The 22,734-nt window shown below is 64.8% G+C and carries 28 protein-coding genes, 1 tRNA gene and 1 riboswitch; of the genes, 18 read left to right on the top strand and 11 right to left on the bottom strand.

Annotated features, from left to right (window positions below):
* Positions 1-53 precede the first annotated feature (53 nt).
* The 6 genes from VGD10_RS13090 (at position 54) to VGD10_RS13065 (ending at position 3,979) form a co-directional block, all read left to right on the top strand.
* Positions 54-419, top strand: a complete 366-nt coding sequence (locus VGD10_RS13090) for a DUF6463 family protein (protein ID WP_331041303.1) — start codon at positions 54-56, stop codon at positions 417-419.
* A 16-nt stretch (positions 420-435) separates the two neighbouring features.
* Positions 436-909: an SF0329 family protein gene (locus VGD10_RS13085; protein WP_331041260.1), complete on the top strand. Its 474-nt coding sequence runs from the start codon at positions 436-438 to the stop codon at positions 907-909.
* A gap of 123 nt (positions 910-1,032) precedes the next feature.
* The gene (gene rpiB / locus VGD10_RS13080; protein WP_331041259.1) at positions 1,033-1,491 is read left to right on the top strand and encodes a ribose 5-phosphate isomerase B; all 459 of its coding nucleotides are present in this window, start codon (positions 1,033-1,035) and stop codon (positions 1,489-1,491) included.
* Positions 1,488-2,801, top strand: coding sequence for a serine hydroxymethyltransferase (glyA, locus tag VGD10_RS13075; RefSeq protein WP_331041258.1), 1,314 nt, complete (start codon positions 1,488-1,490; stop codon positions 2,799-2,801). Before rpiB ends, glyA begins: the two co-directional genes overlap by 4 nt.
* A 3-nt stretch (positions 2,802-2,804) precedes the next feature.
* On the top strand, positions 2,805-3,266 hold the full coding sequence (gene nrdR / locus VGD10_RS13070) for a transcriptional regulator NrdR (protein ID WP_331041257.1): 462 nt from the start codon (positions 2,805-2,807) through the stop codon (positions 3,264-3,266).
* A complete protein-coding gene (locus VGD10_RS13065) occupies positions 3,266-3,979 on the top strand; it encodes an RNA methyltransferase (protein ID WP_331041256.1) in 714 nt (237 codons plus the stop codon). Before nrdR ends, VGD10_RS13065 begins: the two co-directional genes overlap by 1 nt.
* Here VGD10_RS13065 and VGD10_RS13060 read toward each other — a convergent pair.
* Positions 3,960-4,286 carry a chorismate mutase gene (locus VGD10_RS13060; protein WP_331041255.1) on the bottom strand — a complete coding sequence of 109 codons (327 nt, stop codon included), beginning with the start codon at positions 4,284-4,286 and terminating at the stop codon, positions 3,960-3,962. The genes VGD10_RS13065 and VGD10_RS13060 overlap by 20 nt on opposite strands.
* A gap of 188 nt (positions 4,287-4,474) precedes the next feature.
* Between VGD10_RS13060 and rpsD the strand changes: the two genes are divergently transcribed.
* From rpsD to aguB, 5 genes are all read left to right on the top strand, one after another.
* Complete coding sequence (gene rpsD / locus VGD10_RS13055) at positions 4,475-5,089, top strand: 30S ribosomal protein S4 (RefSeq protein WP_331041254.1); 615 nt, start codon at positions 4,475-4,477, stop codon at positions 5,087-5,089.
* 128 nt (positions 5,090-5,217) lie between these two features.
* Positions 5,218-6,864, top strand: a complete 1,647-nt coding sequence (locus VGD10_RS13050) for a M28 family metallopeptidase (protein WP_414639534.1) — start codon at positions 5,218-5,220, stop codon at positions 6,862-6,864.
* Between the two features lie 6 nt (positions 6,865-6,870).
* The gene (locus tag VGD10_RS13045; RefSeq protein WP_331041253.1) at positions 6,871-7,851 is read left to right on the top strand and encodes an agmatine deiminase family protein; all 981 of its coding nucleotides are present in this window, start codon (positions 6,871-6,873) and stop codon (positions 7,849-7,851) included.
* Positions 7,848-8,564, top strand: coding sequence for a hypothetical protein (locus VGD10_RS13040; protein ID WP_331041252.1), 717 nt, complete (start codon positions 7,848-7,850; stop codon positions 8,562-8,564). Before VGD10_RS13045 ends, VGD10_RS13040 begins: the two co-directional genes overlap by 4 nt.
* The gene (gene aguB, locus VGD10_RS13035; RefSeq protein WP_331041251.1) at positions 8,557-9,405 is read left to right on the top strand and encodes an N-carbamoylputrescine amidase; all 849 of its coding nucleotides are present in this window, start codon (positions 8,557-8,559) and stop codon (positions 9,403-9,405) included. Before VGD10_RS13040 ends, aguB begins: the two co-directional genes overlap by 8 nt.
* A 16-nt stretch (positions 9,406-9,421) precedes the next feature.
* Here the strand turns inward: aguB and VGD10_RS13030 are convergent, their stop codons facing one another.
* Positions 9,422-10,051: a LysE family translocator gene (locus VGD10_RS13030; RefSeq protein WP_331041250.1), complete on the bottom strand. Its 630-nt coding sequence runs from the start codon at positions 10,049-10,051 to the stop codon at positions 9,422-9,424.
* 69 nt (positions 10,052-10,120) lie between these two features.
* Between VGD10_RS13030 and VGD10_RS13025 the strand changes: the two genes are divergently transcribed.
* From VGD10_RS13025 to VGD10_RS13005, 5 genes are all read left to right on the top strand, one after another.
* Positions 10,121-11,005: a LysR family transcriptional regulator gene (locus tag VGD10_RS13025; protein ID WP_331041249.1), complete on the top strand. Its 885-nt coding sequence runs from the start codon at positions 10,121-10,123 to the stop codon at positions 11,003-11,005.
* A 3-nt stretch (positions 11,006-11,008) separates the two neighbouring features.
* Positions 11,009-11,500 carry a 2-amino-4-hydroxy-6-hydroxymethyldihydropteridine diphosphokinase gene (gene folK, locus VGD10_RS13020; protein WP_331041248.1) on the top strand — a complete coding sequence of 164 codons (492 nt, stop codon included), beginning with the start codon at positions 11,009-11,011 and terminating at the stop codon, positions 11,498-11,500.
* 17 nt (positions 11,501-11,517) lie between these two features.
* Positions 11,518-11,593, top strand: a tRNA-Lys gene (locus tag VGD10_RS13015).
* 8 nt (positions 11,594-11,601) lie between these two features.
* Positions 11,602-12,204 (top strand): phosphatase PAP2 family protein, encoded by a 603-nt coding sequence (locus tag VGD10_RS13010; RefSeq protein ID WP_331041247.1) that lies wholly within the window; start codon positions 11,602-11,604, stop codon positions 12,202-12,204.
* 20 nt (positions 12,205-12,224) lie between these two features.
* On the top strand, positions 12,225-12,470 hold the full coding sequence (locus VGD10_RS13005; protein WP_331041246.1) for a hypothetical protein: 246 nt from the start codon (positions 12,225-12,227) through the stop codon (positions 12,468-12,470).
* On the opposite strand, the gene VGD10_RS13000 is transcribed toward VGD10_RS13005, so the two are convergent.
* The 7 genes from VGD10_RS13000 to VGD10_RS12970 form a co-directional block, all read right to left on the bottom strand.
* On the bottom strand, positions 12,467-13,069 hold the full coding sequence (locus VGD10_RS13000; RefSeq protein WP_331041245.1) for a DUF938 domain-containing protein: 603 nt from the start codon (positions 13,067-13,069) through the stop codon (positions 12,467-12,469). The genes VGD10_RS13005 and VGD10_RS13000 overlap by 4 nt on opposite strands.
* Positions 13,066-14,601 (bottom strand): aminomethyl-transferring glycine dehydrogenase subunit GcvPB, encoded by a 1,536-nt coding sequence (gene gcvPB, locus VGD10_RS12995; RefSeq protein WP_331041301.1) that lies wholly within the window; start codon positions 14,599-14,601, stop codon positions 13,066-13,068. Before gcvPB ends, VGD10_RS13000 begins: the two co-directional genes overlap by 4 nt.
* Before the next feature lie 29 nt (positions 14,602-14,630).
* Complete coding sequence (gene gcvPA / locus VGD10_RS12990; protein ID WP_331041244.1) at positions 14,631-15,989, bottom strand: aminomethyl-transferring glycine dehydrogenase subunit GcvPA; 1,359 nt, start codon at positions 15,987-15,989, stop codon at positions 14,631-14,633.
* On the bottom strand, positions 15,989-16,756 hold the full coding sequence (locus VGD10_RS12985) for a class I SAM-dependent methyltransferase (protein ID WP_331041243.1): 768 nt from the start codon (positions 16,754-16,756) through the stop codon (positions 15,989-15,991). Before VGD10_RS12985 ends, gcvPA begins: the two co-directional genes overlap by 1 nt.
* Positions 16,753-17,124, bottom strand: coding sequence for a glycine cleavage system protein GcvH (gene gcvH, locus VGD10_RS12980; RefSeq protein WP_331041242.1), 372 nt, complete (start codon positions 17,122-17,124; stop codon positions 16,753-16,755). The genes VGD10_RS12985 and gcvH overlap by 4 nt, the downstream gene beginning before the upstream one ends.
* Before the next feature lie 3 nt (positions 17,125-17,127).
* Positions 17,128-18,237, bottom strand: coding sequence for a glycine cleavage system aminomethyltransferase GcvT (gene gcvT, locus VGD10_RS12975; RefSeq protein WP_331041241.1), 1,110 nt, complete (start codon positions 18,235-18,237; stop codon positions 17,128-17,130).
* Between the two features lie 152 nt (positions 18,238-18,389).
* Positions 18,390-18,478: riboswitch (glycine riboswitch) on the bottom strand.
* Positions 18,479-18,538: 60 nt separating this feature from the next.
* Complete coding sequence (locus tag VGD10_RS12970; protein WP_331041240.1) at positions 18,539-19,177, bottom strand: hypothetical protein; 639 nt, start codon at positions 19,175-19,177, stop codon at positions 18,539-18,541.
* Positions 19,178-19,287: 110 nt separating this feature from the next.
* Here VGD10_RS12970 and ispH point away from each other — a divergent pair, with 110 nt between their 5' ends.
* On the top strand, positions 19,288-20,238 hold the full coding sequence (gene ispH / locus VGD10_RS12965; RefSeq protein ID WP_331041239.1) for a 4-hydroxy-3-methylbut-2-enyl diphosphate reductase: 951 nt from the start codon (positions 19,288-19,290) through the stop codon (positions 20,236-20,238).
* A 12-nt stretch (positions 20,239-20,250) separates the two neighbouring features.
* Positions 20,251-20,700 (top strand): ribonuclease HI, encoded by a 450-nt coding sequence (gene rnhA, locus VGD10_RS12960; RefSeq protein WP_331041238.1) that lies wholly within the window; start codon positions 20,251-20,253, stop codon positions 20,698-20,700.
* On the opposite strand, the gene VGD10_RS12955 is transcribed toward rnhA, so the two are convergent.
* Positions 20,673-21,764: an FAD-dependent oxidoreductase gene (locus VGD10_RS12955; RefSeq protein ID WP_331041237.1), complete on the bottom strand. Its 1,092-nt coding sequence runs from the start codon at positions 21,762-21,764 to the stop codon at positions 20,673-20,675. The two genes, rnhA and VGD10_RS12955, sit on opposite strands and share 28 nt — an antisense overlap.
* The gene (locus tag VGD10_RS12950; protein WP_331041236.1) at positions 21,761-22,690 is read right to left on the bottom strand and encodes an alpha/beta hydrolase; all 930 of its coding nucleotides are present in this window, start codon (positions 22,688-22,690) and stop codon (positions 21,761-21,763) included. Before VGD10_RS12950 ends, VGD10_RS12955 begins: the two co-directional genes overlap by 4 nt.
* Positions 22,691-22,734 lie beyond the last annotated feature (44 nt).

The following is a 22,734-nucleotide window of genomic DNA, read 5'->3' as shown; positions in this document are numbered from 1 at the left end:
TGTCGTGGAAGACAGCGAATGAGCAGACGGCAGAGCAAGGGGGCTAAGTGAATATGGAAACGACGAAAACACGGACTGCGTGGATCGGCAAATGGATCGCGGCGGTTGGTTTCTTTCACTCGATGGGCGGCTTTTTCCTTTTCTATACACAAGGATGGCAGATGATTGCCGATCGCGGCCTCATTGCCTCGGTCAACGATTACGACATCACCGCCACTGCCTTCTGGTTTCTTATCACCGGCCTGCTCCTGATCTTGCTGGGCATGCTTATGGACGGGATGGAGCGCCAGGGCTTTTCCTATCCGAGCTGGCTCAAATGGGCTCTGGCGGCATTGGTTTTCATCCTGATTGCGCCAATGCCAGCCACGGGCGCGTGGCTGCTTATTGTACCCGTCGTCGGCCTATTTCTGCGGAAATAGGCTTGAAACCTTCGACATGAGGTGGAGCAAGCTCCGTACGCTCGTTCGTGAGCGACTTGCCGACAGCGTCGCGGACCGCGTGGATATTCACAGCGCGCGTTACGGCGCATGCGGTTGCGGCCATGCCTGGATCACGCTGGACGGCAAGGTGATCGCCAACTTCTGCACAAGAGCCAAATATGTCGCGCTGGGCTTGGAGCCCGGGAAACCGAACCGGAAGCAGATCTATGCGTTGGCCGATTTCGGCGAGTTCAGCCGACAGGACGCCTACGAAGCGTGCTGGGCGTTCGTGCACGAGCTTTCCGCAGAACAGGCGCTCGGCGATGAGGACCCGCTCGTCCAAAGCTTGGCGATGCTCGATAGGCGCGTCGGCAAGCGGCGCCTTCGTGCCTTGGATGAGGCCAGCCTCCATCCGCTGGCACGACGTCTGCTTCTGATCCGGCTGGAAGCGGAGCAAGGGGCTCCCCTCACCTCAGCCTCAGTCGCCTGACCCTCAGTAACGGCATAAGGGAGGCCCCCTTACCCTTTCGGGTGAATAGAGGCCGTTAAATTGTGGCAAATGGCGCCCGCCTCCACTAGAGGATGTGGATCACTAGATTCCTGGAGACGGAGCGTGCCTCAGCGCATTGCCATTGCTTCCGATCATGCCGCCTTCGAGCTGAAGGCGGCGCTTGCCGAGCATCTGCGCAGCGCCGGGCACGAGGTGCTCGACCTCGGTCCCGAAGGAGCGGACCCCGTTGATTATCCGGACTATGGCTACAAGCTGGCGGAGGCGGTCGCCTCCGGCAAAGCGACTAGGGGAGTGGCTATCTGCGGCTCCGGCATCGGCATCTCTATCGCCGTGAACCGCAACCCGGCTGCGCGCGCGGCTTTGGTGTCGGAGCCGCTGTCGGCGCGGCTCGCCCGCGAACATAACGACGCGAACGTCATCGCCATGGGCGCGCGCCTGATCGGCATCACGATGGCGAAGGAATGCGTGGACGTGTTCCTTGCAACCCCGTTCGGCGGCGACCGCCACCTTCGCCGCGTCGAGAAACTGTCCAACCCCGTCTTTACGAAAGAGCCCGCATGAGCAGCCGTCCCGCCAACGACCTCTCCGACGTTCAGCCCGCGGGCTTCTTCACCCAGGAGTTGCAGCAGGCGGACGGCGCAGTGGCCGGCGCTATTGCCGCCGAGCTCGACCGGCAGCAGAACCAGATCGAGCTGATCGCCTCCGAAAATATCGTCTCGAAGGCGGTGCTCGAAGCGCAGGGGTCGGTGCTCACCAATAAATATGCGGAGGGCTATCCAGGCCGCCGTTACTATCAAGGCTGCGCCCCGTCGGACGCGGTCGAGACGCTGGCGATCGAGCGGGCGAAACAGCTGTTCGGCTGCGGCTTCGCAAACGTTCAGCCGCACTCCGGTGCGCAGGCGAACGGCGCGGTGATGCTGGCTCTGACCAAACCCGGCGACACGATCATGGGCCTCAGCCTCGATGCCGGCGGCCACCTCACCCACGGCGCCAAACCCGCGCTTTCGGGCAAATGGTACAATGCGGTGCAATACGGCGTCCGCGAGGAAGATCACCAGATCGATTTCGATCAGGTGGAAAGCCTCGCCCGCGAGCACCGTCCGACGCTCCTTATCGCTGGCGGCTCCGCCTATCCCCGCCACATCGATTTCGCACGCTTCCGCGCCATTGCGGACGCGGTGGGTGCGACCTTCATGGTCGATATGGCCCACTTCGCTGGACTCGTCGCCGCGGGCGAGCACCCCTCCCCGTTCGGGCATGCCCATGTCGTCACCACGACGACACACAAGACGTTGCGCGGCCCGCGCGGCGGCATGGTGCTGACGGATGAGGAGGACATCGCCAAGAAGATCAACTCGGCCGTGTTCCCGGGTCTTCAGGGCGGGCCGCTGATGCACGTCATCGCCGCTAAGGCGGTGGCGTTCGGCGAGGCGCTTCAGCCGGACTTCAAGACCTATGCCCGCGCCGTGATCGAGAACGCCAAGGCGCTTGCCGGTCGCCTGAAGGAGCGCGGCGCTGACCTTGTCGCCGGTGGTACGGACACGCATTTGGCGCTCGTCGATCTCCGCCCGCTCGGCATCACCGGCCGCGATGCGGACGAGGCGCTGGAGCGCTCCGCCATCACCTGCAACAAGAACGGCATCCCCTTCGATCCGCTGCCGCCGATCAAGACCAGCGGCATCCGCGTCGGATCGCCCGCCGGCACCACGCGCGGCTTCGGTGTCACCGAATTCCGGGACATCGCCGACATGATCGCCGACGTGCTGGAGGGTCTTCGCGCCAACGGCCATGAAGGCAATGGCGCGGTCGAGGCGGACGTGAAGGCGCGGGTGCGCGCGCTCTGCACCCGCTTCCCTATCTATCGGGACTGATCCTTGCGCTGCCCGTTCTGCTCCCATGAAGACAGCCAGGTAAAGGACAGCCGCCCAAGCGAGGACGGCTCGTCCATCCGCCGCCGCCGCCAGTGCGAGGATTGCGGCGCCCGCTTCACCACCTTCGAGCGCATCCAGCTCCGCGAGCTGACTGTGGTAAAGTCGGAAAACCGGCGGGAGCCCTTTGACCGGGAAAAGCTCGCCCGCTCCGTCGAGATCGCGCTCCGCAAGCGCCCGGTGGCACAGGAGCGGACGGACAAGCTCCTCTCCTCGATCCAGCGCCAGCTCGAAACCAGCGGCGAGAGCGAAGTCTCCTCCGCCACCATCGGCGAGATGGTGATGAACGGCCTCAAAGCACTCGATCCCGTTGCCTATATCCGCTTCGCCTCAGTCTATAAGGACTTTCGCGAAGCCAAAGATTTCGAGAATTTCGCCGGCACGGTCAGCGAGGCCGCCAAGGAGTGATGCCGCCCGCAATCGTGCTGGTCCGGCCGCAGCTTGGCGAAAATATCGGCAAAGCGGCGCGGGCTATGCTGAACTTCGGTCTCACCGACCTCCGCCTGGTAAATCCACGCGACGGCTGGCCCAACCCGTCTGCTGGCCCCGCGGCGTCGGGCGCTGACATCGTGCTGGAAAAGGCGCGGGTCTTCGGCAGCGTCACCGAAGCAGTGGCGGACTGCCCTTTCGTCTATGCAACTACCGTCCGGAAGCGTGGCCTAGTCGTGCCGGTCATCGATCCCGAAGAGACGGCGCGCGAGATCCGCACCCAGAACGGCGCCTCCGCAATCCTGTTCGGCGCTGAACGCTCGGGTCTTGAAACCGAGGAAGCCGCAGTTGCGCAGAAGATCGTCACGGTCCCGATCAACCCGGAGTTCCGCTCCCTGAACCTCGCCCAGGCAGTCATCCTCCTCGCATACGAATGGTCTAAACATTCCCGCCTCGTCATGCCCACGGAAAGCGAGGGCACCGAACCACGGGCGACGCAGGAACAGCTCGAAGGCCTGATCGGACAGCTCGATAAGTCATTGGAGAAAGCCGGCTATTACTTCCCGCCCGACCGTACGCCCGCGACCAAGAAGACACTGCGCACCATCCTCAGCAAAGCGGGATGGTCCAATCGAGAGGTCCAGGCACTGCGCGGTATGATCAGAACCCTAGTTAACCCGCGTTCCCGCTAGAACGGATCGCGTCCCACTGATCGAACTCGTGGGCGATCGAACTCTCGATCAGCGCCTCATAAACCGTTTCGATCCTTCCCACCGGCGCCATTTCCTGCGCACCGTGAAAACGGGCCTTCGTTAGCACGTCCGCTTTCCGCCACTCGTCGCGCACGGCCGTGCGATCCGTCTTTATACGTGCGGCGGCGTCCATGTAGCGGAAGCGTTCCGCGAGGAGTCTCACGATCTGTTCGTCGAGCCGATCGACTCCGTCACGAACTTCGACCATCGTCCGGCAATCGGCCGGTAGTACTCGTCCCTTCGTCATGACGCCCCTTTACCTCGGCTCAAGCTCCTGTCGAGCTTGACTTATCGGCCTTCAGCCGCCATGTGCCCGCCTTCGCAATTGGCTCCGCACTCCTGGTGAAGCGGCGGCCGCGTTCGGCATTTTGGCTGAACGGTGCGGTTCCAGGGACTTAACCGCCTCTCGAAGGCACAGCAAATTGGAGTAGACTTATGTCGAAGCGCTCTAGCGCCAAGTACAAGCTCGACCGCCGCATGGGCGAAAACGTCTTCGGACGCCCCAAGAGCCCGGTCAACAAGCGTGAATATGGTCCCGGTCAGCACGGCCAGCGCCGCAAGGGCAAGATGTCGGACTTCGGCATTCAGCTCCGCGCCAAGCAGAAGCTGAAGGGCTATTACGGCGACGTCACCGAGAAGCAGTTCAAGCAGACCTTCCAGGCCGCAAGCCGGATGAAGGGCGACGCTTCGCAGAACCTTATCGGCCTGCTCGAGCGCCGCCTCGACATGATCGTCTACCGCGCCAAGTTCGCGCCGACGATCTGGTCCGCGCGTCAGATGGTCAGCCACGGCCACATTCGCGTCAACGGCGTGAAGTGCAACATTGCGTCGCGCCGCGTAAACGTTGGCGACGTGATCGAGCTCAGCCCGAAGGCGCAGGAAATGGCGCTGGTGATGGAGGCGCAGGCCCTCGCCGAGCGCGATATCCCGGATTACGTGGTTCCGGACGGCACCGCCAAGGCCACCTTCACCCGCGTCCCGACGCTCGATGAAGTGCCCTATCCGGTGAAGATGGAGCCGAACCTCGTCGTCGAGTTCTACTCGCGCTAAGCTGCCTGGCAGATACGGAGTTCTATGGGGCGGCGCCGCAAGGGGCCGCCCTTTTCGCGCCTCCTTGCGACTCCCTCTGCTTGCTGCCAGAAGCCCGCCGTAACTCGTCACGGGAGAGACCAGTGTCCTTGCGAACCGCCGCCGCCCTCCTTGCCGCTTTCGCCGCCTCCGCCTGCACTACTATCGATACCAGCGCCCCCGCAGCCGACGGGCAGATATCGGTCGACACGCTGAAGACGGTTACCGAACAGCTTTCCTCCGATGCATTCGAAGGCCGCGCGCCAACGACGCCGGGCGAAGAGAAGACGGTCAATCTGATTGCCGAGCGCTTCCGCACCGCCGGACTGCAGCCCGGCAACAGGGGCAGCTGGTTCCAGGATGTGCCGCTTGTGGAGACGACCGCCACCCCGACCGCGCTCCGCATCCGAGGCGGACAGTCGCCGCTCGACTTCCAATGGCGGACGGACATGGTCGCGAACAGCTATCAGGTGCAGCCGTCGATCAGCCTCGACAATAGCGACATCGTCTTCGTCGGCTACGGCATCAACGCGCCGGAGCGCGGCTGGAACGACTATGCAGGCGTCGACGTCCGCGGCAAGACGGTCATTATCCTCGTCAATGATCCGGATTATCAGGCGGAAGGAACGGAAGGACCCTTCAACGGCCGCGCCATGACTTATTACGGCCGCTGGACCTACAAATATGAGGAAGCGGCCCGGCAGGGCGCAGCCGCCGCTTTCATCGTCCACGAGACGGAGCCCGCCTCCTACGGCTGGAACGTCGTCCGGTCGTCCTGGACCGGCGCCCAATATAATATGGACGATCCGGACAATCATATGGACCAATCGAAGGCGATCGGCTGGCTCACCCGCGACGCGGCGGTACGGCTGTTCAACGATTCCGGGCTAGACCTCGATCAGCTGAGCCAGGCGGCGAAGCAGAAGGGCTTCCGCCCCGTTCCGCTGAAGAGCAAGGCGTCGATCGGCCTCACCAACACCATCAAGCGGCAGGCGTCGAAGAACGTGATCGGCATCCTGCCAGGCAGCACGCGTCCCAATGAATATGTGATCTACACCGCCCACTGGGACCATCTCGGTGTCTGCGACGCCGACGCTACGGGTGACAACATCTGCAATGGCGCGCTCGACAATGCGACCGGTACCGCCGGCCTGATCGCGCTAGCTGAGGCGCATGTTCGCGCTGGACGTGCGGACCGGTCGATCATCTTCCTAGCCGTGACGGCGGAGGAATCCGGCCTGCTCGGCTCGCGTTATTATGGCGAGAACCCGATCTATCCGCTCGCGCAGACGGTCGGCGGCATCAACATGGACGGCCTCAACATCTTCGGAAACACGCGCGACTTCGTCGTGATCGGCAAGGGCAAGTCGGAAATCGAGGATTATCTGAAGCGTGCAACCGATGATCTCGGGCTTGAGCTCAAGAACGAACCAACGCCGGAAGCGGGCTATTATTACCGCTCCGACCACTTCAGCCTCGCCCGCTTCGGCGTACCGATGCTCTATGCCGAAGGCGGCGAGGATCTGGTGAACGGCGGGCTCCAGGCTGGGCGCGCCGCAACCCAGGATTATCGCGCCAACCGTTACCACCAGCCAAGCGACGAATATGATCCGAGATGGGATTGGTCCGGCGCCGTCCGTGACCTTCAGGTTTATTATCGCATCGGCCGCGAGCTTGCGGAGGGCACGGCTTGGCCGAACTGGTATGAAGGCGACGAGTTCCGCGCCATCCGCGACCGCTCGCGCGCCGGGCAATAGTCGCACATGAGCTGGCGTCAGCCGCCGGAATGGGCGGAGCATGAATGGGTCTGGATCGGCTTTCCAAGTCATGCCGAGCTTTGGGAGGACGATCTTGAGCCGGCGCGCGGGGAAGTGATCGCCTTCGCCCGAGCCGTTCGCGCCGACGGTGCGGGTGAACGCGTGATCCTGGTCGCTGCCGACGACGAAGCAGCGGCAACCGCGCGCGAAATGGCGGGTCCCGGCATCGAGGTGGTGAAGGAGCCGTTCGGCGACATCTGGCTCCGCGACACCGGGCCGATCATCGTCAAGCGTGGCGATACCCGTGCCGCGCGCAGCTTCGGCTTCAACGGCTGGGGCGGAAAATATGAGCTTGAGGGTGACGACACGGTCGGCCTTGGCCTCGCCACCGCCGCGGGTTTCGAGACGCAGCGGCACGACTGGATCCTGGAAGGCGGCGCGATTGACGTGGACGGCACGGGTCTTGTGGTCACGACCGAACAATGCCTGCTCAACCCTAACCGCAACCTCGGCCTCAGCCGGCAGGACATCGAGGCACGGCTTCGCATCGATCTCGGCGCTCAGCGCTTCCTTTGGCTTGGCCAAGGCCTCCTCAATGATCACACCGACGGCCACGTCGACAATCTTGCTCGCTTCGTCGGCGAGAATCGCCTCGCTATTCCCGTCGCCTCCGGCCCGGGCGATCCCAATGCTGCGGTCTATGAAGACGCCCACCGCCGCGCCGAGGCCGCCGGTGTTGACGTGGTCGCACTCCCATCGCCGGGCCGTGTGCTGCGCGATGGGGAGATCATCCCCGCCTCCTATATGAACTTCTATATTGGCAACGCGGCGGTCGTGATTCCCCTCTACGGAACGGCGCATGACGATGCGGCGGTTGAGGCAGTCAGCGCTTTGTTTCCAGACCGGAACGTTGTAGGTTTCCGGGCTGACCATGTGCTCACCGGCGGTGGAAGCTTCCACTGCATCAGCCAGCAGGTGCCCGCTTGAGACGCTTTCCAACCGGTTTCTACCGTGCAGCCGCTGTCGCCTCGTTCCTGACTGCCCTCACCACCGTCGCGCTCATCTTCCTGCCGGATTTCTACGGCCCGGCGGACGGTTTAGAAGGTCGAATGGGGCGGGTGCAGGATCCCGCCTATCAGCTTCGAGCATGGATTTACCTCTTCCACCCGCTGCTCGTCTTCGCTGCCGCTCTTGCCGTCTTCCTGCGTTTTCGGGACCGGCCGGCGTTGGTTCTTCCGGGGATCATCGGCTTCGGCCTTTGGGCCGTCACCGAAGCCGCACAGCAGGCGATGACCCTCTTCATGTTCGACCGCTGGCGCCGCGCATGGTTGGCAGGAGACGAAGCGATCCGGGCCACGATGGACGTCCGGGCCGCAATCTATGATGGCCTCTGGGACGCAAGCTACGTCTTCCTGCTGATCGGCTTCCTTATCGGCTGCGCCTTCTACGCCGCTGAGCTGCTGCGGCACCGCCGCCTGACGCGGGTAGTTGGCGCCTTCTACGCCGCCGCCGCCCTCCTCACCCTGATCTTCCTCGTCGCGGACCTTGGCGGCCCGTCGCTTCCGCCCTCGCTCGGCGCTTGGCTCTATCCTGCCATCCAGCCGCTCGGCCGTTTCCTGATCGGCCTCTGGCTCTGGAAAAATGCGGACGAGGCCTCACCTATAGCGGGATCTTCCCAGCAAAGAGCCGTCAATGAGTGAAGTAACTGTCGCCGCCCTTCAGCTCGCCTTTTCGGACGAGGTGGCCGAGAATGTCGCCGCGGTGTCCGAGCTCGTCCGCGAAGCCGCGGGCAAGGGCGCGAAGGTCATCCTGCCGCCAGAGTTGTTCGAGGGCCATTATTTCTGCCGTACGCAGGATGAGGGGCATTTCGGACGCGCACTCTCGGTGTCGGAGCATCCCGCCGTGTTGGCGATGCAGAAGCTCGCGGCAGAGCTTCAGGTCTATATTCCGACCAGCTTTTTCGAGGCGGACGGGCACCATCATTACAACAGCCTCGCCATGATCGACGATAAGGGCGCGGTGATGGGCGTCTACCGGAAGAGCCACATTCCTGACGGTCCCGGCTATTCTGAGAAATTCTATTTCCGGCCTGGCAATACCGGCTTCAAAACCTTCAAGACGCCGTACGGCCGCGTCGGCCCCGCCGTCTGCTGGGATCAATGGTATCCCGAAACGGCCCGCGCGCTGATGCTCGACGGCGCCGAGATCCTGCTCTTCCCGACCGCGATCGGCAACGAGCCGCACGATCCCGACCTCGACACCAGCCGCATGTGGCGCCGGGCGATGATCGGCCACGCCGTTTCGAACGTCGTCCCGGTCGTCGCCGCCAACCGTATCGGCACCGAGGACGGCCAGACCTTCTACGGCCACAGCTTCATCTGCGACGAACGAGGCGACATTCTCGCGGAATTCGGCGCCACCGAAACCGGCGTCATCACCGCCGACTTCGACCTCGCCCAAGCCCGCAAGCACCGCGCCGCCTTCGGCTTCTTTCGCGATCGTCGGCCGGAGCTTTACGGCCGCCTGACGCAGGACATTTGATCGCAGCTACGGCCGATCAACTTCCTCGGGTCAAAGCGAGCCTGATCGCGGCGGTCCAAAGCACGGCCGCGAAGACCAGATCAATGAGGGCCCGTGCCCGCTCGTAGATGCGGCGGGCCGGTGCGGCCGTCAGGATCGTGGTGACCACCGCATACCAGCCGAGCGTGACGCCGGCCACGATGGCGAGCACGATGCCGACAAGGTCCAGCGTCAGCTTTGGAAACATCGTGATGAAGACGGTTACAAAGAAGAGGATCGCCTGAGGATTGGCAATGGCGGTGGTATATCCGGCGCGAAAGGCGGTGAGGCCGTTCACTGCCCTCGCCTCCGCCCGCTGCAAGGCTTTGCGCCCCCTAATGGCGCTGAGCAGCAGGCGGGTTCCGAACCAGGCGAAATATGCGGCCCCGAAAAGGGCGAGCGCTTGCCGTGTGAGCGGATCCTGCATCAGCAAGGCTGCACCGACCGCGGCGGCGATGCACCAAGAGCAATTCCCTGCCGTCGTGCCAGCCGCGGTCGTCATCGCTGCGCGGCGGGAGACGGTCAGGGCCATATGGCTGATGCGGACGAAGTTCGGCCCCGGCGTCATGACCTGTGTCAGCCAGATGAGCGCAAAGAAAGCGAGCGAGCTGAGCTGGGCGAGCGACATGCTTCCTGATCGCGAGCAGGAGCCGGATCCACAAACGCGGCTTCATTATACCCGCCATAAGCCCTACTAATGCCAATGATGCTGCCGGCCCGCCTTTATCCGTCCCTCTCCATGCTTCGCGCTGCGGATGCGTCCGCGCGGCTGGGCGGTTTCACGGCGGCGGCAGAAGAGCTCAACATCAGCCAGTCGGCCGTGAGCCAAGCCGTTCGACAGCTCGAAGCGCAGCTTGGCATCACTCTGTTCGAACGGACCTCCGGGGGCATTCGCCCGACCGGTCAGGGCCGCCGCTACCTGGAAGCCATCCGGCCTGCGCTCGACATCATAGCCGCTGCCGGAGAGTCGATATCCGAACCGCGCCAGCGACGTATCGTGCTGGGCTGCGTCCGTTCGCTGCTGCACAATTGGCTTCTTCCCCGGCTTCCCGGCTTTGCTGAGACCAAGCGAACTTACGAACTCAGCGTCATCGGTCTCTGTCGTGGGTTGGAAGAGGCGCGAAACTGTGACGTTGCGCTCATACTTGCCGAGCGCGGCGATCAGCCCGAAGCAGCCGTAGAGGTCGCGCGGGAGGTGCTCGTGCCGGTCTGTCTGCCTTTGATCGCGAGCAGCTTGGGTGGTGATTTGGAAGAAGCGAGCAGCAGGCTACCGCCCCTGTTGGGCAGCGGCTGGGACGCCTGGAGCCGGGCTGCCGGTCTTGCCGACCCGCTTAAGCCTGCCGGCATACGCTTCCGCGATACGAGCGCCTCGCTGGAAGCCGCTCGTGCGGGCCAGGGCATTGTGCTCGCCCCGGAGATCATATGCCGCGATGACCTGGCCCACGGCAGGTTGGCGAAGGTATCGGCAGTGAGCGCCGAGCGCGGCCGGGCTTACTGGCTCGTGGGCAAAGGCGATGCCCTGCCCCTCGTCTCAGCTTTTCGCGAGTGGCTCCAGCCGCTCGTGGAAGATGTCGGCAGCTGAGCAATGGCCCCACCCATTTACGCTATCGCCTTAGGCTCCAACCGCCGCAGCCGTCATGGCTCACCTGCCGACACTGTAAAAGCCGCCGCCGAAGCGCTTGGTGTCGAGCGGCTCTCCGCGTTGCATTCTACCACGGCGCTCGGACCCGCCGGACGCGGCTTCACAAACGCGGCAGCGCTCGTCTCCTCCGCTCGCGATCCTGCCGACTTCCTGGCGGAGCTGAAGGCGATCGAGCGGAGCTTCGGCCGCCGCCCCGGTCGGCGCTGGGGTCCACGCGTACTCGATCTGGACATCATCCTCTGGTCGGAAGGCTTCTACGAGGCGCAGGGGCTGGTGATCCCCCACCCCTCCTTCCGAGAACGCCGGTTCGTGCTTGATCCGCTCGCCGAAATCGCGCCCAACTGGCGCGATCCGCTCACCGGCCTCACCGTCCGCCAGCTTTCCGCGGGCCTTGCCGCCAGAAGGCCGGTTGACCGCCACCCGCCCCGCGCCTAGGTGAACGCACCTGGTCAGGGCCCTTAGCTCAGTCGGTAGAGCAACTGACTTTTAATCAGTAGGTCGCTGGTTCGAATCCAGCAGGGCTCACCAAAGGCAGCATGACCGCTCTCACCCGCACCCTCGCCTTCGCCGCTCTGGCCCTCCTCTGGCTGGTGATGCTGATGGCCGGCACCTCGCCTGCCGACCGGGCGTTGCTCGGCCTTCTCTATGCTGGCGATGCAACTCCGCTCGCGCACGCTGCGGGCCTTCTGACGCATCTCGGCGGCTGGATCGTCCTTACCGCCGTCACGGCGGCTGCCGCACTGTACCTCCTCCTCAAGCGGCGCCTGCACGACGCCCTGCTCCTCCTTGCGGTAACGATGGGCGGACGGGCTATGATGGAGCTACAGAAATATGTGGTCGGCCGCGCCCGCCCGGACGAGCTGGAGCATCTCGCGTCCTTCCACTCGCTCAGCTTTCCCAGCGGGCACGCGACAAACGCCACCACCGTCTATCTTGCGATAGCGCTTCTGCTCTTCCCCAGCCGCTGGAGCGTCGCCGCAGCCCTCCTGCTCGCCCTGCTGATCGGCCTCACCCGGCCCATCCTTGGGGTTCACTGGCCGAGCGATGTTGTTGGCGGCTGGGCGTTTGGGCTCCTCTGGACGCTCGGCCTCATTCGGCTCGTCGGCACGCGAGGAACGCCCGCGCCCGTCCGTCATTGATCTTCGAAAGGAGAGTGCAGATGGCTAATGAGAACGACCGGGGCGCAGAGCGCGCCGAAACCGCCCGCCGACATGACGACAGCGAACTGATCGAGAGCATGGAAGATGCGCCGAGCCACGGCAACCGCTCCGGTCACCGCGTAGGGCATGAGATCGGCAGCCGCGACGAACTGAAGCAGGAAGTCGGCGAAGGCAGCGCCACCCGCGTCCGCGACAGCGACAAGCCTGAGGAAGCGAACCTACCCCGCTTCAACGAGAGCAACTAACGCTTCCGGAAAACGATCGACAGATTGCTCGCCGGCATCGGCACGACCGCGTCGAGCACAAGGCCGTGCCGATCCGCTTCGGCCGTTACGTCCTCAAGGGTGCGCACGCCCCATTCAGGGTTCCGCTCCTTCAGCGATCGGTCGAACGCTTCATTGCTCGGCGCCATCTCCGCGCCTTGCTGCCGATAGGCGCCGTAGAGATAAAGCGGGCAGTCGCTGGCGAGCAGCCGCCCGGCGCCCCGCATCAAACCCTCAGTTGCTGCCCAAGGGCTGATATGCACCATATTGATGCAAAGGATCGCGTCCGCCTGTTCCACCGGCCAATTGTCGCCGGACGCGTCGAGATGTACTGGCGCCAGCAAATTGGGTGCGCTGTCGGCCGTCCGCCACGCCTCAACGGAACGCAGCGCCACCGGATCGGCATCGGTCGGTTGCCAGAGCAGATGCGGGAACTCGCGCGCGAAATGGAGCGCATGCTCGCCGCTGCCGCTCGCCACCTCCAGCACCAGACCTTCGTCGGGAAGGATGCCGCGCAGTACGTCGGCGATCGGCCCCGCCGTCCGCGCCACATGCGGCGCCGAGCGGCGGGCGTCGCTCATTCGGCCGCTTCCGCCTGGCGTGGCTCCCGATAGACCAGAATCGGCTTCCGCGCTGCCTGCGTCTCATCGAGACGGCGGCGGGGGGCGTGTATCGGGGCCGCCTTCAGCGACTGGTCGCCGGCCTTGGCGCGCTCGGCGACGCTGCGAAGGGCACCGATGAACTGGTCCAGCGTCGCTTTCGACTCCGTTTCGGTTGGCTCCACCAGCATGGCGCCGTGGACGACCAGCGGGAAGTACATGGTCATCGGATGATAGCCCTCGTCGATCAGCGCTTTGGCGAGGTCGAGCGTGGTCAGGCCCTCGGCAAAGCCTTTGTCGCTGAAGAGCGCTTCGTGCATGCACGGGCCGCTCGCGCCGAACGGGGCGTCTAGGACGTCCTCGAGGCTGCGGAGGATGTAGTTTGCGTTCAGCACCGCATCCTCCGACACCTGTCGCAGACCGTCGGCACCGTGACTGAGAATATAGCTCATCGCGCGGGTGAACATGCCCATCTGGCCGTGGAAGGCGGTCATGCGGCCGAAGCTACGCCCATGATGCTCGCCCGCAGTCTCTTCCTCGATGAGGGCATAGCCGTCACCCTGCTTTTCAACGAAAGGCAGCGGAGCGAACGGAGTCAGTGCCTCCGAAAACACCACCGGCCCCGATCCCGGGCCGCCGCCGCCATGCGGAGTCGAGAAAGTCTTGTGGAGGTTGATGTGCATCGCATCGATGCCGAGGTCGCCCGGCCGGACGCGGCCGACGATCGCGTTGAAATTGGCGCCGTCGCAATAAACGAGCCCGCCTGCTTCATGCACCGCCTTCGAAATCTCGGTCATGTCGGGCTCGAACAGGCCGCACGTGTTCGGATTGGTGATCATCACCCCGGCAACGTCCGGCCCAAGCCGCGCCTTCAGCGCATCGATGTCGACACGGCCGCGCTCGTTGGCTGGGATATTCTCGACCCGGTAGCCGGCGAAGGCTGCGGTCGCGGGATTGGTGCCGTGGGCGCTTTCCGGGACGAGGATCACCTCGCGCGCATCGCCGCGTGCCTCCAGCGCCGCACGCATCGCGAGCAGGCCGCATAATTCGCCATGCGCGCCCGCCTTGGGGCTCATCGCGACCGAATGCATGCCGGTGAGCTTGATCAGCCACTCCCCAAGCATCTCGATCAGCGCCAGCGCGCCCTGCACGGTATCGACCGGCTGCAGTGGGTGGATGTCGGCAAAGCCAGGCATCCGCGCCACCTTCTCGTTGAGGCGGGGATTATGCTTCATCGTGCATGATCCCAAGGGGAAAAGCCCGAGGTCGATCGCATAATTCTGCCGGGAAAGGCGCGTATAGTGGCGCACCGTCTGCGGCTCCGACAGGCCGGGAATATTCATCGGCCTGTTCCGCTCGAGCCCGCCGAGACGGCTCTGAACCTTCGGCGCAGGCGCGAAATCGACGCCGGTTCCACCCTCTTCCTCCATCTCGAAGATCAAGGGCTCTTCCAGCATCAGCGCACGGTTGCCGGTGAAGGTCTCCGCCCCGCCGGTCCGTTCGCCCGATCCCATTTCGGGCTTCCATCCGCTCTGATTGATGCTCACGCCAACACCTCCTGAAGCGCGTTCGCCAGCGCCTCCACATCTTCATCCGTCACGACTTCGGTGACCGCGACGACAAGCCCGTTCTCCAGCGCCTCCGCCCCAGGATAGAGCCGCCCGAGCGACACGCCGCCGAGCACGCCTCGCTCCGCCAGCGCCCGCACCACCGGGCGCGCTTCCTTCGGCAGCCGGAGCGTGAATTCGTTGAAGAAGCTCTCGTTGACGAGGCTGACCCCCGGCACCTGGGAGAGCCGCTCCGCCGCCTGCACCGCCTTGCCGTGGTTGAGTTCGGCGAGTTGCCGTAGCCCCTTCTCACCCAGCAAAGTCATGTGAACCGAGAAAGCCAGCGCGCAGAGGCCGGCATTGGTGCAGATGTTCGACGTCGCCTTCTCGCGGCGGATATGCTGCTCGCGCGTCGAAAGCGTCAGCACGAAGCCCCGCGTCCCTTCCGCATCCACCGTTTCGCCGCAGAGCCGCCCCGGCATCTGCCGCACGAACTTCTCCTTGCAGGCGAAGAGGCCGACATAGGGCCCGCCGAAATTGAGGCCGACGCCGATCGCCTGCCCTTCGCCGACCACTATGTCCGCGCCCATCTCGCCGGGGCTGCGGATCGCGCCAAGCGCCACCGGCTCCGTCACCACCGCGATCAGGAGCGCTCCGTTCGCATGCGCCTTATCCGCAATCTCGCTGAGATCAGTGATGCGGCCGAGGATGTCAGGATATTGCACGACGACGCAGCTCGTACCGCCGTCGATGCTGGACAGCAGCCGCGCCGCATCCGTCTCCGGCTTCAGCTCGGGAAGAGCGGTTTTGATCACGTCGCCGGTGAAGCGCGCCATCGTCTTGGCGACCGAGATGTAATGGGGATGGAGCCCAGCCGACACCAGAGCCTTGCCGCGCCGCGTGATGCGCCGCGCCATCGCAATCGCCTCCCAGCAGGCGGTGGAGCCGTCATACATGGAGGCGTTGGCAACATCGCAGCCGTAGAGCCGCGCCACCTGCGTCTGGAACTCGAACAAGGCCTGGAGCGTGCCCTGCGCGATTTCCGGCTGATAGGGCGTGTAGCTGGTCAGGAACTCGCCACGCTGGATCAGGTGATCGACGCTCGACGGGATATGATGCTTGTAGGCGCCGCAGCCGAGGAAGAAGGGCACTTCGCCCGCAACGAGGTTCTGCCGCGCAAGAGCGCCAAGCTGCCGCTCGACGGCGAGCTCACTGGCATGGTCGGCGAGCCCCTCGATCTTCCCTGAAAGCCGCCCGGCCTCTGGGACGTCGAGGAAGAGGTCGTCGATTGTCTTTGCTCCGATCACACGGAGCATTTCCTGCCGGTCTTTGTCGGCAAGCGGTAGGTAACGCATCAGCTTGGCTTTCTCATGGTGAAGCGGAGACGGACGTAATCGGCGAACCAGTTGCCGTCGGAGCGTTGGAGAATGGTAGCGACGCGGCGCTCGACGGCGGCAGCGATGGCGGGACGCTCCTCATCGGGCACGCCGGCCATGTCCATGAAGCCGGCGCGGAAGGTCAGCACCCAGGGGCGGACGCCGCCCTCAAGATCGGTTTCGCGGGGGATCAAAGCCGACTCGATCTCTTCGAAACCGGCGCCTTCGTAGACGCGGGTGAATTCCTCGATGCCCGCATACCATTGCGGGTCTTCCGCGGGCAGAGCGTAGCCGCGCACCTCAAGCTCCTCGCGGAGGGCGGAGCGCAGGGTGCGGAGATTGCCCTCGCCGCCCATCTCGCCGACGAAGCGGCCGCCGGGCTTCAGGGCGCGAAACACGCCGCGTGCGACCGCATCGGCATCCAGCATCCAGTGCAGGGCCGCGTTGGAAAAGACGGCGTCGAACTGCTCGGTAAAGTCGAGCGCCTGCCCGTCCTTCACATAAGCTTCGATACCGCGCGCGTCGCCCGCCTCGATCATCGCCTCAGAAGCATCGACCCCGATCACCTTCGCGCCAGCGGCCGCAATCTTCTCCGTCAGCACGCCGTCGCCGCAGCCGAGATCGAGGATCGTCTCGCCCGGCCGGGGATCGAGCAGTGCAAGCACCGGCTCCCCCAATGCCGGCACGAAGGCGGCATTGGCTGCATAGGCCTCCGGCGACCAGCGGCTGGCGGCGTTGACGCTCACTGGCTGTCGACGAACGCCTTATATTCGTCGGCGCCCATCAGCCCTTCAAGCTGGCTGTTGTCGCTTAGGCGTAGCTTGAAGAACCAGCCTTCGCCTTCCGGGTCGCTGTTGACGAGCGAGGGATCGGCTTCGAGCGCCGCATTGCCCTCGACCACTTCGCCGCTGACCGGCGCATAGACGTCGGAAGCCGCCTTCACCGATTCCACCACCGCGGCGTCGCCGCCCTGGGTTACCTGCGTCCCCGCCTGCGGCACTTCGACGAAGACGATGTCTCCGAGCTGGCCCTGCGCGAAGTCCGTGATCCCGACCGTGGCCGTGTCGCCTTCGATGCGGATCCACTCATGTTCCTTGGTGAAATAGAGGCTCATTTTTCAGGCTCCCTTGCGGTGATAGCGATGGGGGACGAAGGGCATGGGAACGACCTTCGCCTGGAATATCTTGCCGCGCTGGGCGACGCTGATCGCCGCGCCCTCTTCCGCGAGGGCGGCGGGCACATAGGCCATGGCGATGGGCGCTTCGAGGATCGGCGAGAAGCCTCCGCTCGTCACCTTGCCGACCTCATTGCCCTCCGCATCGACCACCATCGCGCCTTCGCGAACAGGCTGCCGCCCCTCGACGGCGAGACCCACGCGGCGGCGGATCGCGCCATTCTCGATTTCCTGGATGATCCGGTGCCAGCCCGGAAAGCCGCCCTCCCCCCGGCGGCGCTTTGAAATGGCGAAGCCGAGGTCCGCCTCGATCGGGGTCGTCGTCGTGTCGAGGTCATGCCCATAAAGCGGCAGCCCGGCCTCTAGGCGGAGAGAGTCCCGCGCGCCGAGGCCGATCGGCTTCACTTCAGGCTGCGAGGCGATCAGATCGGCAATGCCGGTGACCTGTGTCGCGGGCACTGAAATTTCAAACCCATCCTCGCCCGTATAGCCTGAGCGGCTGATCCAGGCGGTGAGGCCGCCGAGCTGGAAGGCGCCGCCCTGCATGAAGCTTAGCTGCTCGACGCCCGGCGCGAGCCGCGAAAGCGCCTCGACCGCCTTGGGCCCCTGCAGCGCCAGCAGCGCCTGCTCCTTCATATGGTCGAGCACCACGTTCGGCGGCAGCTTGTCCGCCATATGCGCGATATCGCCTTCCTTGGTGGCGCCGTTCACGACCATGTAGAAATGGTCGCCGCGGCGCGTGACCATCAAATCGTCGATGATGCCGCCATCTTCCGTCAGCAGCAGCGAATAGCGAAGCCGTCCCTCCTTCAGGATCGACAGGTCGGCGGGAAGCAGGGTCTCAAGCGCCTTTTCCGCACCTTCGCCGGCGATGACGAGCTGGCCCATATGGCTGACATCGAACAGGCCGGCCGATTCGCGGGTCCACTTATGCTCGGCCATGATGCCTTCATACTGGATCGGCATCGCATAGCCGGCGAACGGCACCATGCGGACGCCGCGCGCCACGTGCCAGTCGTTCAGCGGGAGGGTTTTGTCGGCGGCGTCGCTCATTCCAGTCTCCAGGCGTGCAGTGGACGGCGCCGCTTGCCGGCGAAACCCACGAACTGCACCCCCTCTGTCACTGGACCTGAGAGCTTTCACCGGCCTTGCGGCGGCTTACCCCTTCGGTGGGACGCGTCGCCGCATCCGCTTTCCAGAGTGCCTAAGACCACGCGGTCCTTTTGCCTGAGAGATTCCGGGGCGGTTGCTCCTTCGGCGGCAGCTTTCCGCTGCCCTCTCCCGCGTGGCCAATCCGGAGCGAGCCCCGGCGACGGGGCAAGCTCTGAAGGTTCAGCTTATATGAGTCAACGCACTATCTGGTGGCGTTGTAGCGAAGCTGCTCTTCGGTCAGCTGGAAGCCGACCAGCACCTCGAAGCTGGCGCGGGTCACGGCGGCGCGGACCGCCGGATCGGCCATCGGGTCGAGGGCAGCATCGGGATCGCCAGCCTTGCGGCGGCGGGTGATCTGCTGGCGGATCGCTTCGGGCAGGGTCGCCGCCGAACGGAGCACTTGGCCCGTGGCAGTGCCGGAGGTCTGGGCGCGATACTGGCCGTCAGCGAACTGGAGGCCGATGCGGCTGACGCTCTTCGCAACGACGTTGTTGCCGGCGTGCACGACGACGGTGAAGTATGGGAGTGTCACGTCACGCGCGCCGCGATTGTCGCGGCGCTGCGCCTGCACATCGAATGTGACGTTGGTTGTAATGAACTCGCCCGTCTCGTCGCAGGTGCTGCGGACGTTGGTGATGGTCGCAACCACGTCGATCGCGTTTGCGTCACGGCTGGTGGTGGGGTTGAACAGCGTGATGTCGCCAGTGCCGGCCGGAATGGCGACTGCGGGACAGGCGGATCGGGTGACCGTGATGCCTTCCGTCGTCAACTGTCCGTCGGTGCTGCAAGCAGCCAAGGCCAAGGTCGTGAACGCAAGGAAGGCGGCTTTGGTCTTGAACACTGGCGGTTTTCCCCAAACATACAAAGAAAGCGCGAGAACCGCGCTTATCCGAGGTGCGGGATCATAGGAAGCGGGTTCCGCCGAAGCAAGCAATTGGGTAGAGCCGCCGCATGGCCATATCGAAACGCCCCCTCCACCTCCTGATCGCGGCGCCGCGCGGCTTCTGCGCGGGCGTGGACCGCGCCATCCGCATCGTCGAGCTGGCGCTCGAGAAATATGGCGCTCCGGTCTACGTGCGGCACGAGATCGTCCATAACAAATATGTGGTGGACAGCCTCAAGGCGAAGGGCGCGATTTTCGTGCCGGAGCTGGACGAAGTGCCGGACGGCGTGCCGGTGGTCTTTTCCGCCCACGGCGTTCCGAAGGCGGTTCCAGCCAAGGCGGAGGAGCGCGGCCTCGACTATCTCGACGCCACCTGCCCGCTTGTGTCGAAGGTGCACCGCCAGGCCGAGCGGCTGATCGAAAGCGGCCATCACATCCTCTTCATCGGCCATGCTGGCCACCCCGAGGTGATAGGCACCTTCGGCCAGGTGCCGGAGGGCCGGATCACGCTTGTCGAGGATTTGGAGGACGCGGAAAGCGTCGTCCCGCCGGAGGCAGGCAGCCTCGCCTACCTCACCCAGACCACGCTGTCGGTCGACGATACCGCCGAGATCATCGACGTGCTTCGTCGCCGCTTCCCGGCGATCAAGGGGCCCAAGAGCGAGGACATCTGCTACGCCACCTCCAACCGGCAGGCAGCAGTGAAGGATATCGCCCGCCGGAGCCAGGCGGTGCTGGTGATCGGCGCCCCCTACAGCTCGAACTCGGTCCGGCTTGTTGAGGTCGCGGAGCGCGAGGGCGTGCCGGGGCGGCTCGTCGGCCGCGCCGATGAGATCGATATTGGCTGGCTTGGAGGGGTTTCGACGCTAGGGCTCACGGCCGGGGCGTCAGCGCCGGAAGTGCTGGTACGCGAAGTCGTCGATTTCCTCTCCGGCCATTTCGAAGTTACCGAGGAGCAGATCGACGGCGTCGACGAACGAATGGTGTTTAAACTCCCCGTCAGCCTTCAGGCCGCCTGACCAGCTTCATCGATGACGCGCGTCGAAATCTACACGGACGGCGCCTGCAAGGGCAATCCGGGGCCGGGCGGCTGGGGCGCGGTCATTCGCTCCGGCACCCACGAGAAGGAACTGTCCGGCGGCGAGCCAACCACGACCAACAACCGGATGGAGCTGCTCGCTGCGATCCGCGCGCTCGAAGCGCTGAAGCGGCCCTGTGCAGTCGATCTCTATACCGACAGCGTCTACGTGCGCGACGGCATCACCAAATGGATCCACGGCTGGCGGCGAAACGGCTGGCGGACTGCCGACAAGAAGCCGGTAAAGAATGCCGAGCTCTGGCAGGCGCTGCTCGACGCTGCGGCGCCGCACAAGATCGAATGGCATTGGGTGAAGGGCCATGCGGGCCATCCGGAGAATGAGCGAGCGGACAAGCTCGCCTGCGACGCGGCGCTTCAGTTCGTGAAACGGCCGGGCGCGTAAGGCGCCGGATCGATGTGGGCGACCGCAGGGTCGGGATCGCGCTCAAGCAACAAGGCGGCCGCCAGTTTGGACGCGGCGGGCGCGGTCTGGATGCCGAAGCCGCCCTGTCCCGCGCACCAGAAGAAGTCCGCTGCCTCAGGCGCGAAGCCGTAGACCGGCACCCGGTCCGGCGCGAAGCTGCGAAGGCCGGCCCAACTATGCTCCACCCGCTCCACCTGCCAGTCCACAACCCCCTGCAGGCGGTCAATCGCAACGGCGATGTCCAACTCCTCCGGCGCGCAGTCGGACGCTTCGCAGGGTATCTCGTCATGCGGGCTGAGCCACAGCCTCCCGCTTTCCGGCTTGAAGTAGAAGCGGCCGAGCGCGTCGATCACGACCGGCAGATCGGGCGGCACTTCAGGGGCAACGCGAAGCTGAACCATGGTGCGCCGATAGGGTCGAATGCCAAGCGGCCGAGCCCCGGCCAGCGTCGCTACTTCGTCCGCCCAAGCTCCCGCCGCATTGACGATCGTCGCGGCCTCGACCTCACCATTGGAAGTGGCGATGCGCCAGCGGCCGCCCCGGTGCTCGATCTCCTTTACGCGCGCATCGGTGATCAACTGGGCACCGGCTTGCCGCGCCGCCTTCAGGTAAGCGGCATGAAGTCCGCCAACGTCGATGTCGGCGCAGCTCGGCTCCGCCAGCCCCCTATCCCACCCTTCCCGCAGGCCGGAAATGGTGGATGCAAGTGCCCGTCGGTCGAGCGGCCTTAGCTCGAGGACGCCTCCGAATTCATCCGCAAGCGCGCGCAGTGCCTCGTCACCCTCGGCATCCGCGACATGGATCGCGCCGCGCGGCTTCAGGAAGCCGCCGTCGGAAAGAAACGGTCTGGAGGCGCTGGTGAGGGGCTGAACCAGAGGCCCCCCGTAGCTTTCCGACCAGAAGGCAGCGGAGCGGCCGGTGGAATGATAGCCGGGCTGCGCTTCGGCTTCGAGGATGAGGACAGAGCAATGCGGCGCAAGCTCCGCAGCCATGCCCGCACCCGCCATGCCGGCGCCGATGACCGCCACGTCCACGCGCTTCATGCGGATGCAAACCGGTCGAGAAAATTGTCGATGCGGCTGAAAGCGTCGAGCCGCACCGGATCGCTCTCCCGGAGTATTTCGTGCGCGGCTTCCGGATACATATGCGTCTCCGCATTGGGGAGGAACGACGCAGCGCGCCTTATCGCGGCGGGGCTGACCAGCCGATCGCGGTAGGTGCCCAGGATCAGGATGGGCGTTGAGACCTTCCGCAGCATGTCGGGCGTGACGGCTCCCGTGGAGCGGTAGGCGGCATTGAGCCAGCCCCAGCTCGGCGGGCCGAGGTCGAAGCCCGGCTGCTGCGCCTTCCACCAAAGTTCGTCCTCGTACCGCTCTTCACAGTGGGTGAGGAAGCCTTGGCGGAAGCGGCCGCTGCCCGGCCTTTGCTTCCACAGGCGCCGCGACTTGAGGCCGATCGTGCTCAGGACGCGGGCGATAAGGCCGCCGATGCCGGGTGACAGCTTCCCCGAATTGACGCCCAGCATTGGAGCGATCAGCACCGCCACGGTCACATCGGGCCGGTGCTTAGCCAGATAGCGGAGCAGCAGATGTCCGCCCATCGAATGGCCGATCAGGATGTGGGGTCCGGCGTGGCCCGCACGCCAATCCCGCACTAGCGCGTCCATGTCGGCCACCAGCGGATCGAAGCTGTCGACATTGCCGCCGATTATGGCGCCACTCGACGCCCCCTGCCCCCGCCAGTCGAAGCTCGCCAAGTTCCAGCCCCTCTCATGCCAGTGGCCGAACGCCTCCAGATATTTCTCGATGAAATCGCCGCGGCCGTTGGCGAAGAGGATGCTGCCGCGAGCTTTCCTTCCCTCCGGCTGTGGCCAGTCCATGCGCCTGATCGGCCAGCCGTCCGGCGCCTCCCATGTGGAGAAGGCTGCGCCTGCTGGATGCGCCCTGCGGTCGAAGCCCTCAACTTTCATGGCGGCTGGTTACGTTTTCGAAAGTAACCACGTCTAGATACTTA

The organism is Allosphingosinicella sp. (assembly GCF_036402135.1).
In the GTDB taxonomy this organism is placed as follows: Bacteria; Pseudomonadota; Alphaproteobacteria; order Sphingomonadales; family Sphingomonadaceae; genus Allosphingosinicella.
The sequence above is the reverse complement of the archived record's forward strand: the minus strand, read 5'-3'. Positions and strand labels throughout refer to the sequence as shown.

What these genes read in the sequence shown, in the direction of transcription:
- VGD10_RS13090 (WP_331041303.1), top strand. Translation starts at nt 54, where the DNA reads ATGGAAACGACGAAAACACGGACTGCGTGGATCGGCAAATGGATCGCG.
- VGD10_RS12950 (WP_331041236.1), bottom strand. Translation starts at nt 22,690, where the DNA reads ATGAAAGTTGAGGGCTTCGACCGCAGGGCGCATCCAGCAGGCGCAGCC.
- gcvPA (WP_331041244.1), bottom strand. Translation starts at nt 15,989, where the DNA reads ATGCGTTACCTACCGCTTGCCGACAAAGACCGGCAGGAAATGCTCCGT.
- gcvPB (WP_331041301.1), bottom strand. Translation starts at nt 14,601, where the DNA reads ATGGGATCGGGCGAACGGACCGGCGGGGCGGAGACCTTCACCGGCAAC.
- ispH (WP_331041239.1), top strand. Translation starts at nt 19,288, where the DNA reads ATGGCCATATCGAAACGCCCCCTCCACCTCCTGATCGCGGCGCCGCGC.
- gcvT (WP_331041241.1), bottom strand. Translation starts at nt 18,237, where the DNA reads ATGAGCGACGCCGCCGACAAAACCCTCCCGCTGAACGACTGGCACGTG.
- VGD10_RS13045 (WP_331041253.1), top strand. Translation starts at nt 6,871, where the DNA reads ATGAGCTGGCGTCAGCCGCCGGAATGGGCGGAGCATGAATGGGTCTGG.
- VGD10_RS13000 (WP_331041245.1), bottom strand. Translation starts at nt 13,069, where the DNA reads ATGAGCGACGCCCGCCGCTCGGCGCCGCATGTGGCGCGGACGGCGGGG.
- VGD10_RS13085 (WP_331041260.1), top strand. Translation starts at nt 436, where the DNA reads ATGAGGTGGAGCAAGCTCCGTACGCTCGTTCGTGAGCGACTTGCCGAC.
- VGD10_RS13010 (WP_331041247.1), top strand. Translation starts at nt 11,602, where the DNA reads ATGACCGCTCTCACCCGCACCCTCGCCTTCGCCGCTCTGGCCCTCCTC.
- VGD10_RS13065 (WP_331041256.1), top strand. Translation starts at nt 3,266, where the DNA reads ATGCCGCCCGCAATCGTGCTGGTCCGGCCGCAGCTTGGCGAAAATATC.
- folK (WP_331041248.1), top strand. Translation starts at nt 11,009, where the DNA reads ATGGCCCCACCCATTTACGCTATCGCCTTAGGCTCCAACCGCCGCAGC.
- aguB (WP_331041251.1), top strand. Translation starts at nt 8,557, where the DNA reads ATGAGTGAAGTAACTGTCGCCGCCCTTCAGCTCGCCTTTTCGGACGAG.
- VGD10_RS13005 (WP_331041246.1), top strand. Translation starts at nt 12,225, where the DNA reads ATGGCTAATGAGAACGACCGGGGCGCAGAGCGCGCCGAAACCGCCCGC.
- glyA (WP_331041258.1), top strand. Translation starts at nt 1,488, where the DNA reads ATGAGCAGCCGTCCCGCCAACGACCTCTCCGACGTTCAGCCCGCGGGC.
- gcvH (WP_331041242.1), bottom strand. Translation starts at nt 17,124, where the DNA reads ATGAGCCTCTATTTCACCAAGGAACATGAGTGGATCCGCATCGAAGGC.
- VGD10_RS12955 (WP_331041237.1), bottom strand. Translation starts at nt 21,764, where the DNA reads ATGAAGCGCGTGGACGTGGCGGTCATCGGCGCCGGCATGGCGGGTGCG.
- VGD10_RS13030 (WP_331041250.1), bottom strand. Translation starts at nt 10,051, where the DNA reads ATGTCGCTCGCCCAGCTCAGCTCGCTCGCTTTCTTTGCGCTCATCTGG.
- rpsD (WP_331041254.1), top strand. Translation starts at nt 4,475, where the DNA reads ATGTCGAAGCGCTCTAGCGCCAAGTACAAGCTCGACCGCCGCATGGGC.
- rnhA (WP_331041238.1), top strand. Translation starts at nt 20,251, where the DNA reads ATGACGCGCGTCGAAATCTACACGGACGGCGCCTGCAAGGGCAATCCG.
- VGD10_RS13025 (WP_331041249.1), top strand. Translation starts at nt 10,121, where the DNA reads ATGCCAATGATGCTGCCGGCCCGCCTTTATCCGTCCCTCTCCATGCTT.
- VGD10_RS13060 (WP_331041255.1), bottom strand. Translation starts at nt 4,286, where the DNA reads ATGACGAAGGGACGAGTACTACCGGCCGATTGCCGGACGATGGTCGAA.